The organism is Bacillus cereus G9842 (assembly GCF_000021305.1).
Lineage (GTDB): Bacteria > Bacillota > Bacilli > Bacillales > Bacillaceae_G > Bacillus_A > Bacillus_A thuringiensis_S.
Genome location: NC_011775.1, coordinates 46,898 through 60,385, shown reverse-complemented (window position 1 = coordinate 60,385; position 13,488 = coordinate 46,898). Strand labels below are relative to the sequence as shown.

Below are 13,488 nucleotides of genomic sequence, written 5' to 3'. Positions count from 1 at the left end.
ACAATGGTAATTTTATATACCATTGTCTATTTTTATAATGCTACTAAAAGCATTGATATTCCCGTAAAAATCAGTGATACACTGGCATCAAAACAGTTTTGCAGCTGTATCTCAGATTTAAACAACTTTTTAGAATAAAGAACTACACTTAAAATTGTCCATATTCCTAATATACTTTGTAATACATAGAACAAAGTTATACTTATCTGTAGATTAAAATAATAGATTAATAAAATGACTATGATCATACCTACCCACAAATAATTTGTTTTATTCATTAATTTCTTTATGGTATTTATTCTTAATTCCTTTTTAACAGTTCTAAACGTCAAAATAGAAAAGATTATGCCTATTGTTATCATACTCATACATATTGGCCAAAGCATCGTTCACACCCCCTACTTTAATATTAAATTTTTATTATTTAACTCCTGCCCTAACATTATAAATCTAAATAACAAATTATACTAAAACACAAAAAAACAAGACCTTATTTATAGTCTTGTTCTTTCTTTTTTTGATAGATTATTTTACGCGTTATTGTAAAAATATCCTCATATTCACCATCTTCATCATAAATTCTATTTGATTTTACTTCAACTGAATTAGTATCATCATATTCATCCTTGAAAGAATTTTTTGGAATGTGTAATGTGTAATAATACGTATATGCCTCTCCATAAATAAAATCTGTTTTTACGTTTTCATTCCTCTGTATATATGCTTTATCATCATTATTATCATCTAAAGAAATATCAACATAGTTTCCTTTACTATTTAAGTCTAAATCTATTTCATTATACTTATTATTTCCATCTACAAATTTTAATTTAAACTTTTCCACTTCAGCATCTGAGTTCTCAAATTGTGATATTTGATCAACCACTAAAGTTTGTCCTATTTTTAATAATGGTGATACTTTCCTTGCATATCCCTCTTCTAATTCATGTGTACTTGGTTTCCCATCATGCTTTACTAAAAATACATTTGAAAATAAGTCCTTATATATATTTAAAGGTAAAACAATTACTGCAAAAGTAAATATAATTACTAAAATAATAGGTATAAATATGCCTTTTAGTTCTGTCCTCATACTAACACCCCAGTTAATAAAATATTATTAAGTCAAATTTCTTTATTAAATTGCTAATCCTTTTTTATCATTCTTAAATAATTTTCTAAAACGCACTTGCTCTTGCTCTAATTCTTTATTTTTATCCTGTATCTTTTTTAAAGTTAAACAGCTTTCTAAACATTCCTTATAAGCTTTTTTATTACCTAATACTTTTCTATTTTCTATTAAAATTGGGCAGTTAAAGCAACTACTCTCTGTCATTTTAGTTACTTCTGATCTTAATTGTTGTTGTTTCTTTATGGAATTTCTCTTTTCATTGCACATTTTCATCATTATAATTAGCTCCCTACTTTTTATCTATCTCTTTCCAAATCCCCAGTTTACTACGATATGCTTCTTGCTCAATTACATGAAAGGATTCATCATATTTTGTTACATCGCTAATGCGTACAACCTTAGCTAATCCTTCTTGAAGTAATAATGCATTTACATTTCGTAATTCTTTACTATTACCGATCCATAAGTATCCATACATTTCGCCTTCTTCATCACCTGATATAATTTCTACAAATACATTTTTTTCATCAAGTAAAATTGCTTCCAATGTTTTCTGGCAATTTTCTGGTTGAAACTCAACAAATTCACGCCTTGTGCTATTCTTTTCGGTTTGTATTCCTATCAACTCAATACTAGAACCATCTTTAAATTTAATTTTATTTGCACTTAATACCTTATTAAATTGTTTACTCTTTAAAGTATTCTTCGGCATTTCTGGAAAAAATTCAGTTTCAGGCTTTGTCATTTCTCTCTTTTTGGGTTTATTTGTTTGGTCACCCGAAAGCCCTGTAAGAGCGCTTGTTTGCTTTTCGATATCACTTTCATTCACACCTGTTATTAAGCCATTCTGACCAACCTGAGATGTATTAGAACAACCTGAAATAGTTAGTACTAAAATAGAGATTCCGAAACAGCGTATTAAACTTTTATCCATAAGTGATCTCCTTTTTTCTTATTAAAACAAAAAACCCCAAATAGCCCTAACACATTGAAGGTTATGGTCTATTTGGGGTTTTCCCTTATATTAACTATATTAATTTATTAAAGTTGCAAAATCATTATTTATTATAATAGAGATACTTTTTTAAGTAAAGTACCTATATGTAATGTTTTATATACTAGAAATTTAATTCTTAGTTTCTTTTCTAAGAATTAAATTTAAAAACAATAAACATAATAACCATTAAGGTACATATCAAAAATTCACCAATAGTTAGTCTTATTTTTTTGTAGGAAAGCGGCGATTGGTAAAACCACTTTTTATATTTATTCCTGGTTCTTATAGACTTTCCAATTGCAGTTAACATTTCTCCGAACGTTCTACAGTCAAAAACCCTTGTAATTTGAATATCATCTAATTGTTGTAGGTAGTCATATTCTATTTCTAAATCATATTTTTTTTGTAAATCATTAAATATACTAGGTAATTGAACATATCTTACTACATTACACTCATCTATTAAATCGATTATACATTGATCACTAGGATTAACTTTTTTATTTTTTAACTTTTTCCCAATTTTATCAGCTTTTCTAATAATTCTTTTCCCCAGAAAATGAACGATTTCTAAATCTAATGTTCTTCCTCGCTGTTCAATATATTTTTTAAGCATAGACATACTATATGCTCCTTCCCTATTAACCTCTGTTACAATAAAAGTACTGAAACTTTAGGAGGTATTACTTTGTGGACACCATTTGGATTTATACTTGCTCTACTTGTTTATATTCTATTAATTATTATTGTTAAAATAATGGATAAAAAGAATATTAAGAGGAGTACTAAAATCATTTTATTTATAACCATGTATCTAATTTTCAAGTTTAGTATGATCTATAATACAGAGAGCCACTATAACTATGGTTCAAGTAGTGAATATTTTATAAAAGATGCAATTATGTATCAAAGATAAATAATTGAAAATCGATTAACCTTACATAATTAGATTCTATTTTCATACTCTAAAAAAGCTCGTAATAGTTCACTCTCTTAACACCTACTACGAGCTTTTTTGTTTATTTACATATTTTTCAATAGTAGATCAATAATAAAACTACTAATATTCTATAAACACCAATTTATTCTTTTTCTGTTGTAATACCTATAAACATTGAGAGGTTACCAGTAATCTTCTCCCCAACTCTTAAAAATACCCCTGCTGCTTCTCCCGCTATTAAATGTGAACCTACTAATAATTTACCTGTGTAACCCCCATCCCAAGTGTCAATTGTCAGGTCCGGCATTTCCATGTATTTCTGATAAATCTTTTGTTGTTCGTTATAGTAAGGAGTTTTATCCGCAGCAATTTCATTACCTTTACTTATAATGCATACGCCTCCTCCTTCTCTTCCGTATATGCATTTATTCACATAATCAACATTATTTTCTTCAAATATTTCCTTAGAAAAATACGTTGGTAAAAAGTATTTCTCAATAATGGCATGCTCTTCAGGTGTAAACCATTGTTGTTTTTCATGCAGCTCCCAAATTATTGCAAGTACCCCTTTGTTTTGGATTAAGAATGCTGAAGGTGGATTTATTATTTTAACTCTATTTTGCGCAATATGATCTAAAAATTGAATCCCTATTTTCTTCCCATATTCATCTACATCATCTAGCAGATACTCTAGTGGATACAATCTATATAAATAATTGATTTTTGTCCCATCTGGTGTATATAACCCATCATTACTTACAATTATATCCTGGATTCCTACATATTCAGTTGAGTGTGAACAAAAACTTCTTATAAATTCTACAGTATTGTAATCTTCGTCATGCCAATCATAACTGGTAAAATGAATTACATCATCTGACTGTATTTTGTAATCTCTTATGATTCTATCCCAGGCAATTTTTAGCTTTTCCTCTAATTTATTTGGATGCTTAACTTGGTGGTAATTACATAAGACTTCATTTGCTACAGAAGGCTCTAGATAACCTGTTGGTGTATCAGAATTCACCTCAATTACTTTGATACCATTGCCATTCATTATAAAATCAAATCTTGTAAAATATGAAAATAAATTCCCGTATTCCATTCTTGCTACTTCCCAAAGTTCTATAGGTAATTTTAACTTTAAAAACGCCTCTCTATTTTCTATTAAATATTGATAAGCTCTTTGAAAAATATCTTTAACCTCAATAGTAGCATTTAATATTTTTTTATAATCTGTGCTATCCATTTTATGTATCCCTGTTGCCATATACTGACACCATTCGTCATTTTCTAGTAGGCTAGCCCATGTAAATCCTTTTTTACCAGCTTTCTCAACTAAATTAAACCACTTTTTCATATACGCTGTTTGCTGTTCCTCTGTGTACATATATATCCCTCCTTAATTACGATCCTGCAGGTGCTTTGGCATTCCCAATTCCACTTGAACCACTTGGTACTTTTGCAGAAGGAGATGGTTTTGCAGACTGATTAGGCACTATTGTTTTGGAGTTTCCAGTACTATTTGTTCTACTATTTTGTTTTGATGTATTATCCTTATTCAAATTCACTTTATCGTTAGCCTTTCCGGATTGCGAATAATTAGAAGTAGCTGCAGACGATGAACTTTTTTTATCTTTATCTTCTTTGTTAGGTGTAATAGGTTGTTGAACAATTCCAGGCTTATAATAATTTGATGGTCTTTGAGACTGAACACTACTAACATTATTTGGTGATTGCTTAAACATGTTTCCTAACATATAACCTGTTGCTAATGGTAATAATAAATCCGTTGCTCCAACAGAATTACTATTTCCATTATTAGAGCTAATACTACTATTTTTAGTTGGTCCATCCGCGGGCATCTCACTAAAGCACTCATTTTTATTTTCTTTATTATCATTTGGAGGACAGTTCGTATTTTCCTTTGTACTATCTTCATTATTAACATCATGTTCTGATAGTGTAGTACCATCCTCTATATCTCCCACACACCCCGCTAATAATACAGTTGATACTCCCAAATTTGCTGCTATTTTTAAGAATTTCCTATTTTTCATTTTCATATACAAACATCCTTTTATAATATTTTTATAATAAAAAAGTATATTAACAATATACAATATTAACTTATATTTTTAATCCTTGCTTTTAGAGATTACCTCTTGATTACCTATCAAAAGATAAGGAACCTCGCTACTGGATAGTTTTCTAAGAATACAATTTTTCAAATTTGCTTTAAGCCCCTTTTCCTTTAAACATACTCTTTAAGAAATCCTATGTACTGTTTGTCATGCCACACCTTCAATGTTTTTCTTTAGACAATCCTGCTGCCTCTAATGCTTTATTCCATTTTCCAAAATGCCTATGAATTGTAGAATATTGTCTAATCTCGTTGCTTTTTGGCACGCGTTTTAACTCCCTTGCTTTTTCTTGTATTATTTCTATTAACTCTTCCTTTTTACTTTTAATAACAGGTAATTCTGCTGCTTCTAACGCTTTATTCCAACTTCCAAATCGATTTATAATTGCGCGCGCTTCTCTAATTTCATTTGAACCAGGTACTCTCCCCAATTTAGTTGCATAATCTTTTAATAACTCTACATACTGTTCTTTAGTCATTCCACATCGCCTTGAATTTTTTATAGGTAACCCAGCTAACTCTAATGCCTTATTCCAACTTCCAAATCGTATTTGATAATTTGAAACACAAAATTTTATTTTGTGGCATTCTGTAACTGTGGGAACTTTCCCTAATTCCTTATAAACTCTCTTTAATTCTTGTAATAACTCTTGGTCTGTTTTTCTAGTATTTGGTGTTAATCCTGCAGCCCTTATGGCTTCACACCATGATCCAAAAATCCTCCTACACGCATGAAAATTTATAGATAAATCACATTTACGTGGAGTCCTTTTATTTTCTTTCGCATAATCCTGTAACAATTGGATAATCTCTGAGCGTGTATAATTTTTCTGATTCACCTCTAAACCTGCCGCTTGTAAAGCCTTGTTCCAACTTCCAAATTTATTTATTGCTATTTTCCCTAAATCTACTTCGCAATTTCTTGGAGTTCTCCCCAGCGCCTCAGCTTTATTTTGAATCTCTATAATTATTTCTTGTTTACTTGTTTCATTGCATGGTTTTCTGTTGAATTTTCTTCTAGTTGGCTTTAATCCTGCCGCTATTATTCCATCTGAAAAACTACCAAAAACTTTAACAACGCTGCATGCTTCTTTAATTTCAGATCTCTTCGGTGTACGGTTTAATGTTTTTGCTTTTTCTTGTATTATTTCTATTAACTCTTCTTTTGAATATATTCTAGTTTTGTAATTCCCTCTACTCATCTAGTTCACTACCTTTATTTTCATTCTACGATTACTTTTAATGTCATATTGGGCATTATAATCATTTATCTCTGATATTTTAATAGCAAATAATAATTTATTATTATTTCTTATTATTTCTTATTAAATTTCATAAATACTCTATAACATTGGTAGGAATAAACTGATTATCCGATTGTAAATAAACCCTTATTAGTACTTCACTTTGAGTATCTCTTGATTCTTTACATTTTATTTCTGCTTTTTCATAACTAAAGCTGGTATCTCGCGAATGATAGAATAACCAAATTCCTTGCACATACTCCAGATACAACTCATATTCCTCATCATAATCAGTACTTGGTTTTAATTCATTAAGCGGTTTGGCTAAAATCGGTACTTTTACCTTTAATTCAATGAATTTCTTTTTGGTATTTGTGAACTTGATATTCCCCTTAGATACATCAAATATTTCATAAATACATTGTTCATCGAATAAAGTTATTTGCTCCTCTAACAATTGCATCACTCCTTTTACTACTCATAAATAATTATAACCAAGTATCTTTTTTGGCTCTTTTCAAAAAAAAAAGACACCTTATTGGTGTCTTATTTACTGGTTTAAATATGCAATTCCGACTATACGCCACGCGTTAGCATCATTATTATATTTAAAGGTTAATACTACATTGTTTTGTTTTACAGAATAAGTTTCATTTTCTAATTCTCTTACTGTACGGTTTTTTTCATAATCAAACAAAAATGGCTTACTTTTATAAATAATTTTTCCATTTTGGTTTATAAAATGCTCTTCTACAAAATTTTTGGCAAGTTCCTTACTTGTTACATTAGCTGCTAAATAATTTTCTAATGCCCCTAAGGATTGATGTACATATACATGACCTCTCGTATCAACATCATCAAATAACATTTTAATTTGGCTTGCTAATTCATTAATTTTTGCTTGATCTAATTTGTGTTGATTGACATTTATTTGAGTATTATTCATTTCAGCATTTAACTTCGGATCATTCTTATCTTCTTTTAAATTAAAAAACACCATCATCAATACTACTATTCCAGCTAAAAACATAATTTTTTTCATTTCTATTCCCCCTTATTTTTAAACACAAAAAACCCCATTAAGATATTGTTGTTATGAAATGAAAATAGATACGAAATATCTACTTTGTTCATAAAATCAATACCCCAATAGGGTTGAATTGTTATAGTCGAAGTAAGCAACCTAAAAGGCTGTACTTATCAAAAAACAATAAAAATATAATGTGTATACACAAATTTTAACAAACATATTACTCTATATCAATAAAATTGTAAATTCTTTTCTTTTTATCTTCATGGTAATATAAGTCTATGACTAATTGTAGAAAAGAGGATACTAGAATTGAAAAAGAAAAGCTTAATTGAATTCCTACAAATTAGTACCTTTGTAATTGCAATGGTTGTATTATTATTAAGAATTTTTGTGTTTTTTCCATATAGCATAAGTGGTGAGTCAATGTCTCCAACTATACATAATAATGAACGTGTACTAGTAAATAAACTTATTTTCCAGATTTCATCTGTTAAAAGATTTGATATGGTTGCTATTCAAACCGAATCAAGTAATAAAAGTCTTATTAAACGAATTATAGGACTACCAGGTGAAAGATTAGAATATAAGAAGAATACTCTCTATATAAACGGCCAAAAAGTAGAGGATCCATTTAATGATAATACAAATGATTTTAGTTTAATAAATACTTATAATTTAAAAGAAATACCTTCTGATAAATATTTCGTTTTAGGGGATAACAGACCTTTTAGTCATGATAGCCGTTCTTTGGATATTGGTTTAATCTCTAAATCAGAAATTAAAGGTAAAATTCAATTTCGTTTTTCACCTCTTGACACTTTTTCTCTTTTTTGAAATAATAAATCCCTAAAAATAATCACGCATAAACACGAAAAACATCCGCACAGGTTACATGTGCGGATGTTTTTTAGAATAATGAAAGTTGTAATCCTGCTGCATCCTCCACTGTTTGAATTACTTTTATTAGTGGCGTACTTATATGTTTTTCAATAATTTCTTTTGTTTCATTACTTATTATTTGTATTCTTGATAATCCTTGATTCAATCTAATACTATTTATCTCTCTTTCTGTTTCTAATAATTTATTGAACATTATTCTTCTAATTTCATATTTTATTGTACCTGATTCTGCCGAATTGAATTCTTTACGATCATCAACTATTTTGTCTCCTTTTTTTATATAACCCCTTTGCATATTTAATTCGTCAATTTTGCTTTTCATCATTATCTCTTTTAAACTCTTGTTAAAAGTTAATAGAGGTCTAATCCATTCATTCTTTGTATAAAAATTCTCTAATGTTTTATATTTAGCTGAATGCGTACAGAACCAACAAGAGAAGGATGAGTCAAACTCCAATGTACCACACCCATCTCTATATTCTATCGGCTCTTCGTTAATATTTAACGGACTATCTGTTTTGTAATATGTCTCATATAATTCATAAACATCCCCTATATCATCTCCCCATAATGTATTCGTCAAGAACAATTCCCATACTTCAGAATCATTAAATGCATTAAATGGTTTGTATACTTTCGCATTATTGATAGGATGTACTTCATTTCGTTTTCCACCGGTACTACTACTTACTATTACATACTTTGAGAACTTGTTAAAAAAACCCACCATTGGCTTTATTTTATCTTCCTGACCACACCACCAAAATGATGAGTTTGGTGCAGGTACGCCTTGTCCAATTAACTTTATATAAAAGTTCTCTTGGTTATTTATTATGTGAAAATGTATTTTATCATTATTAAATATACTCTTCATCTTATCAAACAAACTCGGTATGTTATAAGATAAAATGAAATCCTGCTGCTGTACATGAACGATATATATTTCTCTCTCACAACTTTTCATACGTTCAAGTGTCTCATATAGCACCCGAATTAACGTTCTACTATTCCTATTACCTGAAAATGGAATAATTATAGGATCTTGTCCCTTTTCTAACATTCTCTTCATACTATTAATGGCTATTTCATTAAACTTCCATTTTCGCCACGCGATATCTAGTACAAATCCCAATCTTTTTTTCTCTTTTCTATATTTTTTCACTAATTCCAACATATTTTTTCCTCCAATAAAGTGTTTTTATATAACTTCAAATAAAAAAAGCATACTTATAAAAGATGCTTTGTTGTTTACTCGTATAATGTTTATTTAATTTCTCTTTTACTTATTATTAACAATGGCTATCATATCCACCAATTGATTGATTCTTTGTTTTTTAATCCTTCAGAGATATAGTTTTCCACAAACTCTGCTGCATCAGCATAATTTTGTATATTTGGTTTACAAACTATAAAAGTTACTATATTCCAATATACTCTCTTCTCTTTCTCTGTAGTCCATCCATTATCAAAGAAAATTGGCAAAGTAATTCTTGTTCTTTTTTCTGCTTTCTCTATTATTGATAGAATTTCAGATTCGTTTCCACCCATTTGACGATGAATATAAAATAAATAATTCCTTTTTTTACTTGGATCTTCATTTAAAACTCTACGTTCACCTTTCATTTTTCCAAGTTTATATTCATTTCTTTTATAATTATATTCCTCTGGTAAATGTAAATTAGGAATTGTTGTCTCATTCATCTTAATTTTAAACTTTGCATCTATTTCAAGTACTCCCCAGTCTTCATTATATAATTCAACTGGTTCCGCTTTTAAATCCTCTTGATTATCTATCCAATCAAATTCTTCTTTCCAAGCCTGTTTTATCATTAATAATTGCTCTTTGTTAACAAATTCAACACCTGCTAAACGTTGATACCATAAGGCATTTTTCAACAAGAATATTCTAGCTTTTAATGTTAGACTCCCAGTCATCACATTAGGGTATACTGGTTGTGAATTTTTAACAATACCTTTACTCTTTGTATAAAAATCGTATTGTTTTTGTTCCCTATGTAACTTATATTGTTTTGGCTTTAACCCATTTTTTCCTTGTTCGCCACTTACCACTTCTTCTTTCGTCTCAATAAACGGATTATATCTATTAACCTGTTTATATTTATGTTTCGATGGGTGTCTGCGCATATTACAGTCAAATAACATTTGTCTAAGCTTAGTTCTAAATTCAAGCAGTGGTGAGGCCCATGTACGTTTTTGTATATCCCTTTGAAAAAGTAACATTTTATCTTCTTCAATCATCATACAAATTACACAACCATTGCGGTTTGTACCACAGCTATTTTTGTTCTGTGATGAAACTTGCATTGGACATTCGTTACTACTTTCATATAACGCATATAATTTCTCGAACGGTATTCCAAAAGGTAATATCGAATCTTGATGATACTTGAGTGTATCCCAAAGCTCTTTAGTAGTTAAATTTTTTATAGGATGACACATAAACTGGTTAGGTTTATCGTGATCAAATATAAAACTTTCCTTTTCATATTTTTCTATTGTGCGTTTTCGATTTTCACTTTCATCATTACGAACCGCTATAAAAATAACCAACTGGCCATAAGTTTCTGTAAGTTCTTTAAAAAGGGTGTCCATCGGTGAAATTTTAAACCAATATGTACAGTTTCTTCTTGTTGATCTACCAGTACTTATTGTTACACCTTTTCCAATTACTTTTACCGCAAATGATAGCTCAATTGGAGGCTGTACAACCTTAGTATGAATGGGCAAGTTCTCTTTTATAGCAAATTCTTGAACTATCTGACTACAATAGTACATATAATCTCGTACCTCGGGTGTCTCTAATCCTGTATCAGAGCAGACAATAAAAATCTTTCTCTTTAATGCCGTTACACCATATTCTTCACGTATTTCAAGTAAAGCTAGCCACATACAATAAAGCTGCATTACACTATCTTTTCCATAAGAAGAAGCAAATACAAATGGTCTATTATTTGATGAATCTAAATATGCTTCTTTTAATTTATTTACTACATCATAAACTTCCCTGACAAAAACAGCTGTAGGTGCAGTATTAGTTCCAGTTTTATACTCATTTATTACTATCTCTTCTTTATTTGAGTAGGTACTTAATATTTTTTTTAGTTCTTCATTGCTATTATTGATTACTAGTGAACTATTACATAAAGGCAGCATTTCTTTTAATACAATCTCTTTTGGTGTCAAAATTCCTTGGTGTTGTATTTCTTTCTCTACCAAGTAGACTTTTAACTGTTGTAATATTTCTCTATTCATTACTGATATAACGTTACGCATGACTATATCCTCCTATATAAAAAACACCCTTAAATACAAGTAAGACTTATACTTAAGGGCTATTCTCCAATATTTTAGTAAATTAAATTCATTTTATATTAGTGATTTTTAAAACTTGGACTAAGATTATTTTCTTCACAGTATTCTTCATAATCAATTAATAATAACTTTATTTGTTCATTCGTCATTCCCTGTTCTTGTAACTCATTCCACTCTTGTCCGGTTTCAATTTTACTCCATTCTTTAAAACTCATTATTATTCCCCCTGGTGAAATTATCTTTTTATTTTACTAATTAATACTCACAGGTAATTATTTTTTAACTAAGTACTCCTTATAATCTAAATTCTCTACATCATCATATTGAAGGAAATTATAGCATTCTGGACAATAGTGCTTATAATAATTTTCAGCTATTTCCTTTTGATATTCTTTCTTCAATTCCTCACTCAATGGTATAGTTAAGTGTTCTGAACAGCCTGGGCATATTGCAATAGAATACTTATCTGCTATTCCATGTTCTACTAGATACTTTTCTATTTGATTGGTTTTATGAGCATTTCTAGTAATTCTTGTTAAACCAGCAATCGTTTCTCCTTCACATAGCATGATTAAAAATTCATATAAATTTACTTTTTCTTGATCGGATAAATACCCAATTTTTTGTATAAGTTGTTTAAACTTTTGTTCATTGGTAACTACTGTTTGAATTGGAGGGCATATATTTTTAGGTTGATTAATATATTCCCTAACTTCAAATTCAATTCGTCTAAAATATATTTGAGACATTTTATCATTCATTAATTTAATATCTTCTATTGAATGATTTTCTAGTACTTCTTTTAAATTAATTGAGTTTAGATATTCTGCAAATTCGTTATATTTTTTAATAATTTCTTTTGGATTTGTCATTTCTTTACCTCACTTAAATTAATACTTCACAAACCGCATAAACAGTATCATTATGGGTTAGAATTCCAGTTCTCTTTACAACTTGTTGATTAATAAGTAATTTAAGTATTTGTCCATCTTTATTTGGATCATCTATTATTACTTCATTATCCTTTAATTGAACATCCTCAAAGTATTTTGTCGCTTTAATAGTTTGTCCAAATGATGTTTCTATTGTTAAAGTGGTATATCCTTCACATTTACTCTTTACTACATCTGCAAATTCTTCATAACCACTCATATTATTTAAGAAAAGTATTGATAACAGTTCATCAATTACTTCTCTTAAATCTAGTTGATCGTATATTAGCTGTGTAATCTCTCCTCTTTTATCTGTAGAGAGTGCAAAATCATCTAATCTTTCAGTAACTAAATTTTTTATTACTACTTCATCAAGACTTGGTTTTCTTACTTTCACACTATGTTCTATCATTTTATTTTGGCCCCTTTGGTCGCTTTATTTTTTTATAACTATTTAATTTTTCATGTTCAAATGATTTTTTTGCACACAAAAAAGGCCTTTTGGAAATTAATGTTTACATGGGTTTAGCATGTTTCATTAGTCCAAAAGACCTTTATTTTTATCGTAAATGAAAATTACAAATTAAATTGTTATACAGTAATAATAGCAAATACTCTTATATATGAAAAGAAAAATACAATCAATTAATATTATAATTTCGAAATATGTTTATAAATTATTTTATATTTAGTATAATGTTCACCATAACATATTTATTTTATTTTTTTTAAACACAACAATTATCAAGTCCTTTGGACCATTAGAAATTTCTCAAAAAACTACTAGAGAGATTTTTAAACGTCTAAAGGGCTTTTTTGTGTTTTACAACAAGG

At 29.0% G+C, this 13,488-nt stretch carries 16 protein-coding genes; 1 reads left to right on the top strand and 15 read right to left on the bottom strand.

The window, feature by feature from the left end:
* Positions 1 to 32: 32 nt before the first annotated feature.
* From BCG9842_RS27570 to BCG9842_RS27520, 10 genes are all read right to left on the bottom strand, one after another.
* A complete protein-coding gene (locus BCG9842_RS27570) occupies positions 33 to 386 on the bottom strand; it encodes a hypothetical protein (RefSeq protein ID WP_000964599.1) in 354 nt (117 codons plus the stop codon).
* A 104-nt stretch (positions 387 to 490) separates the two neighbouring features.
* Positions 491 to 1,093 (bottom strand): hypothetical protein, encoded by a 603-nt coding sequence (locus tag BCG9842_RS27565; RefSeq protein ID WP_001258567.1) that lies wholly within the window; start codon positions 1,091 to 1,093, stop codon positions 491 to 493.
* 45 nt (positions 1,094 to 1,138) lie between these two features.
* Positions 1,139 to 1,408 (bottom strand): zinc-finger domain-containing protein, encoded by a 270-nt coding sequence (locus BCG9842_RS27560; RefSeq protein ID WP_000977099.1) that lies wholly within the window; start codon positions 1,406 to 1,408, stop codon positions 1,139 to 1,141.
* 13 nt (positions 1,409 to 1,421) lie between these two features.
* Positions 1,422 to 2,066 (bottom strand): thermonuclease family protein, encoded by a 645-nt coding sequence (locus tag BCG9842_RS27555; protein WP_000361560.1) that lies wholly within the window; start codon positions 2,064 to 2,066, stop codon positions 1,422 to 1,424.
* Positions 2,067 to 2,277: 211 nt separating this feature from the next.
* Positions 2,278 to 2,751 carry a hypothetical protein gene (locus tag BCG9842_RS27550; RefSeq protein WP_000062199.1) on the bottom strand — a complete coding sequence of 158 codons (474 nt, stop codon included), beginning with the start codon at positions 2,749 to 2,751 and terminating at the stop codon, positions 2,278 to 2,280.
* Positions 2,752 to 3,211: 460 nt separating this feature from the next.
* Positions 3,212 to 4,459: a glutathionylspermidine synthase family protein gene (locus tag BCG9842_RS27540; RefSeq protein WP_000287816.1), complete on the bottom strand. Its 1,248-nt coding sequence runs from the start codon at positions 4,457 to 4,459 to the stop codon at positions 3,212 to 3,214.
* 16 nt (positions 4,460 to 4,475) lie between these two features.
* Positions 4,476 to 5,129 (bottom strand): hypothetical protein, encoded by a 654-nt coding sequence (locus tag BCG9842_RS27535; RefSeq protein WP_232297548.1) that lies wholly within the window; start codon positions 5,127 to 5,129, stop codon positions 4,476 to 4,478.
* 244 nt (positions 5,130 to 5,373) lie between these two features.
* Entirely contained in the window at positions 5,374 to 6,414 is a 1,041-nt protein-coding gene (locus tag BCG9842_RS27530) for a homing endonuclease associated repeat-containing protein (protein WP_012614875.1), read from the bottom strand.
* A gap of 130 nt (positions 6,415 to 6,544) precedes the next feature.
* Complete coding sequence (locus tag BCG9842_RS27525; protein WP_041488191.1) at positions 6,545 to 6,919, bottom strand: hypothetical protein; 375 nt, start codon at positions 6,917 to 6,919, stop codon at positions 6,545 to 6,547.
* A gap of 87 nt (positions 6,920 to 7,006) precedes the next feature.
* Entirely contained in the window at positions 7,007 to 7,498 is a 492-nt protein-coding gene (locus BCG9842_RS27520; RefSeq protein WP_000723280.1) for a hypothetical protein, read from the bottom strand.
* Between the two features lie 300 nt (positions 7,499 to 7,798).
* Here BCG9842_RS27520 and lepB point away from each other — a divergent pair, with 300 nt between their 5' ends.
* The gene (gene lepB, locus BCG9842_RS27515) at positions 7,799 to 8,323 is read left to right on the top strand and encodes a signal peptidase I (protein WP_000730406.1); all 525 of its coding nucleotides are present in this window, start codon (positions 7,799 to 7,801) and stop codon (positions 8,321 to 8,323) included.
* Between the two features lie 73 nt (positions 8,324 to 8,396).
* Here the strand turns inward: lepB and BCG9842_RS27510 are convergent, their stop codons facing one another.
* The 5 genes from BCG9842_RS27510 to BCG9842_RS27495 form a co-directional block, all read right to left on the bottom strand.
* On the bottom strand, positions 8,397 to 9,563 hold the full coding sequence (locus tag BCG9842_RS27510; protein ID WP_012614858.1) for a hypothetical protein: 1,167 nt from the start codon (positions 9,561 to 9,563) through the stop codon (positions 8,397 to 8,399).
* Between the two features lie 128 nt (positions 9,564 to 9,691).
* Entirely contained in the window at positions 9,692 to 11,683 is a 1,992-nt protein-coding gene (locus tag BCG9842_RS27505) for a phosphoadenosine phosphosulfate reductase domain-containing protein (RefSeq protein WP_001246672.1), read from the bottom strand.
* Between the two features lie 98 nt (positions 11,684 to 11,781).
* A complete protein-coding gene (locus BCG9842_RS31475) occupies positions 11,782 to 11,937 on the bottom strand; it encodes a hypothetical protein (RefSeq protein ID WP_000008609.1) in 156 nt (51 codons plus the stop codon).
* Positions 11,938 to 11,994: 57 nt separating this feature from the next.
* A complete protein-coding gene (locus BCG9842_RS27500) occupies positions 11,995 to 12,594 on the bottom strand; it encodes a hypothetical protein (protein ID WP_000184125.1) in 600 nt (199 codons plus the stop codon).
* A 13-nt stretch (positions 12,595 to 12,607) separates the two neighbouring features.
* Positions 12,608 to 13,066, bottom strand: a complete 459-nt coding sequence (locus tag BCG9842_RS27495; protein WP_000569547.1) for a hypothetical protein — start codon at positions 13,064 to 13,066, stop codon at positions 12,608 to 12,610.
* Positions 13,067 to 13,488: the final 422 nt, after the last annotated feature.

What these genes read in the sequence shown, in the direction of transcription:
- BCG9842_RS27570 (WP_000964599.1), bottom strand. Translation starts at nt 386, where the DNA reads ATGCTTTGGCCAATATGTATGAGTATGATAACAATAGGCATAATCTTT.
- BCG9842_RS27565 (WP_001258567.1), bottom strand. Translation starts at nt 1,093, where the DNA reads ATGAGGACAGAACTAAAAGGCATATTTATACCTATTATTTTAGTAATT.
- BCG9842_RS27560 (WP_000977099.1), bottom strand. Translation starts at nt 1,408, where the DNA reads ATGATGAAAATGTGCAATGAAAAGAGAAATTCCATAAAGAAACAACAA.
- BCG9842_RS27555 (WP_000361560.1), bottom strand. Translation starts at nt 2,066, where the DNA reads ATGGATAAAAGTTTAATACGCTGTTTCGGAATCTCTATTTTAGTACTA.
- BCG9842_RS27550 (WP_000062199.1), bottom strand. Translation starts at nt 2,751, where the DNA reads ATGTCTATGCTTAAAAAATATATTGAACAGCGAGGAAGAACATTAGAT.
- BCG9842_RS27540 (WP_000287816.1), bottom strand. Translation starts at nt 4,459, where the DNA reads ATGTACACAGAGGAACAGCAAACAGCGTATATGAAAAAGTGGTTTAAT.
- BCG9842_RS27535 (WP_232297548.1), bottom strand. Translation starts at nt 5,129, where the DNA reads ATGAAAAATAGGAAATTCTTAAAAATAGCAGCAAATTTGGGAGTATCA.
- BCG9842_RS27530 (WP_012614875.1), bottom strand. Translation starts at nt 6,414, where the DNA reads ATGAGTAGAGGGAATTACAAAACTAGAATATATTCAAAAGAAGAGTTA.
- BCG9842_RS27525 (WP_041488191.1), bottom strand. Translation starts at nt 6,919, where the DNA reads ATGCAATTGTTAGAGGAGCAAATAACTTTATTCGATGAACAATGTATT.
- BCG9842_RS27520 (WP_000723280.1), bottom strand. Translation starts at nt 7,498, where the DNA reads ATGAAAAAAATTATGTTTTTAGCTGGAATAGTAGTATTGATGATGGTG.
- BCG9842_RS27510 (WP_012614858.1), bottom strand. Translation starts at nt 9,563, where the DNA reads ATGTTGGAATTAGTGAAAAAATATAGAAAAGAGAAAAAAAGATTGGGA.
- BCG9842_RS27505 (WP_001246672.1), bottom strand. Translation starts at nt 11,683, where the DNA reads ATGCGTAACGTTATATCAGTAATGAATAGAGAAATATTACAACAGTTA.
- BCG9842_RS31475 (WP_000008609.1), bottom strand. Translation starts at nt 11,937, where the DNA reads ATGAGTTTTAAAGAATGGAGTAAAATTGAAACCGGACAAGAGTGGAAT.
- BCG9842_RS27500 (WP_000184125.1), bottom strand. Translation starts at nt 12,594, where the DNA reads ATGACAAATCCAAAAGAAATTATTAAAAAATATAACGAATTTGCAGAA.
- BCG9842_RS27495 (WP_000569547.1), bottom strand. Translation starts at nt 13,066, where the DNA reads ATGATAGAACATAGTGTGAAAGTAAGAAAACCAAGTCTTGATGAAGTA.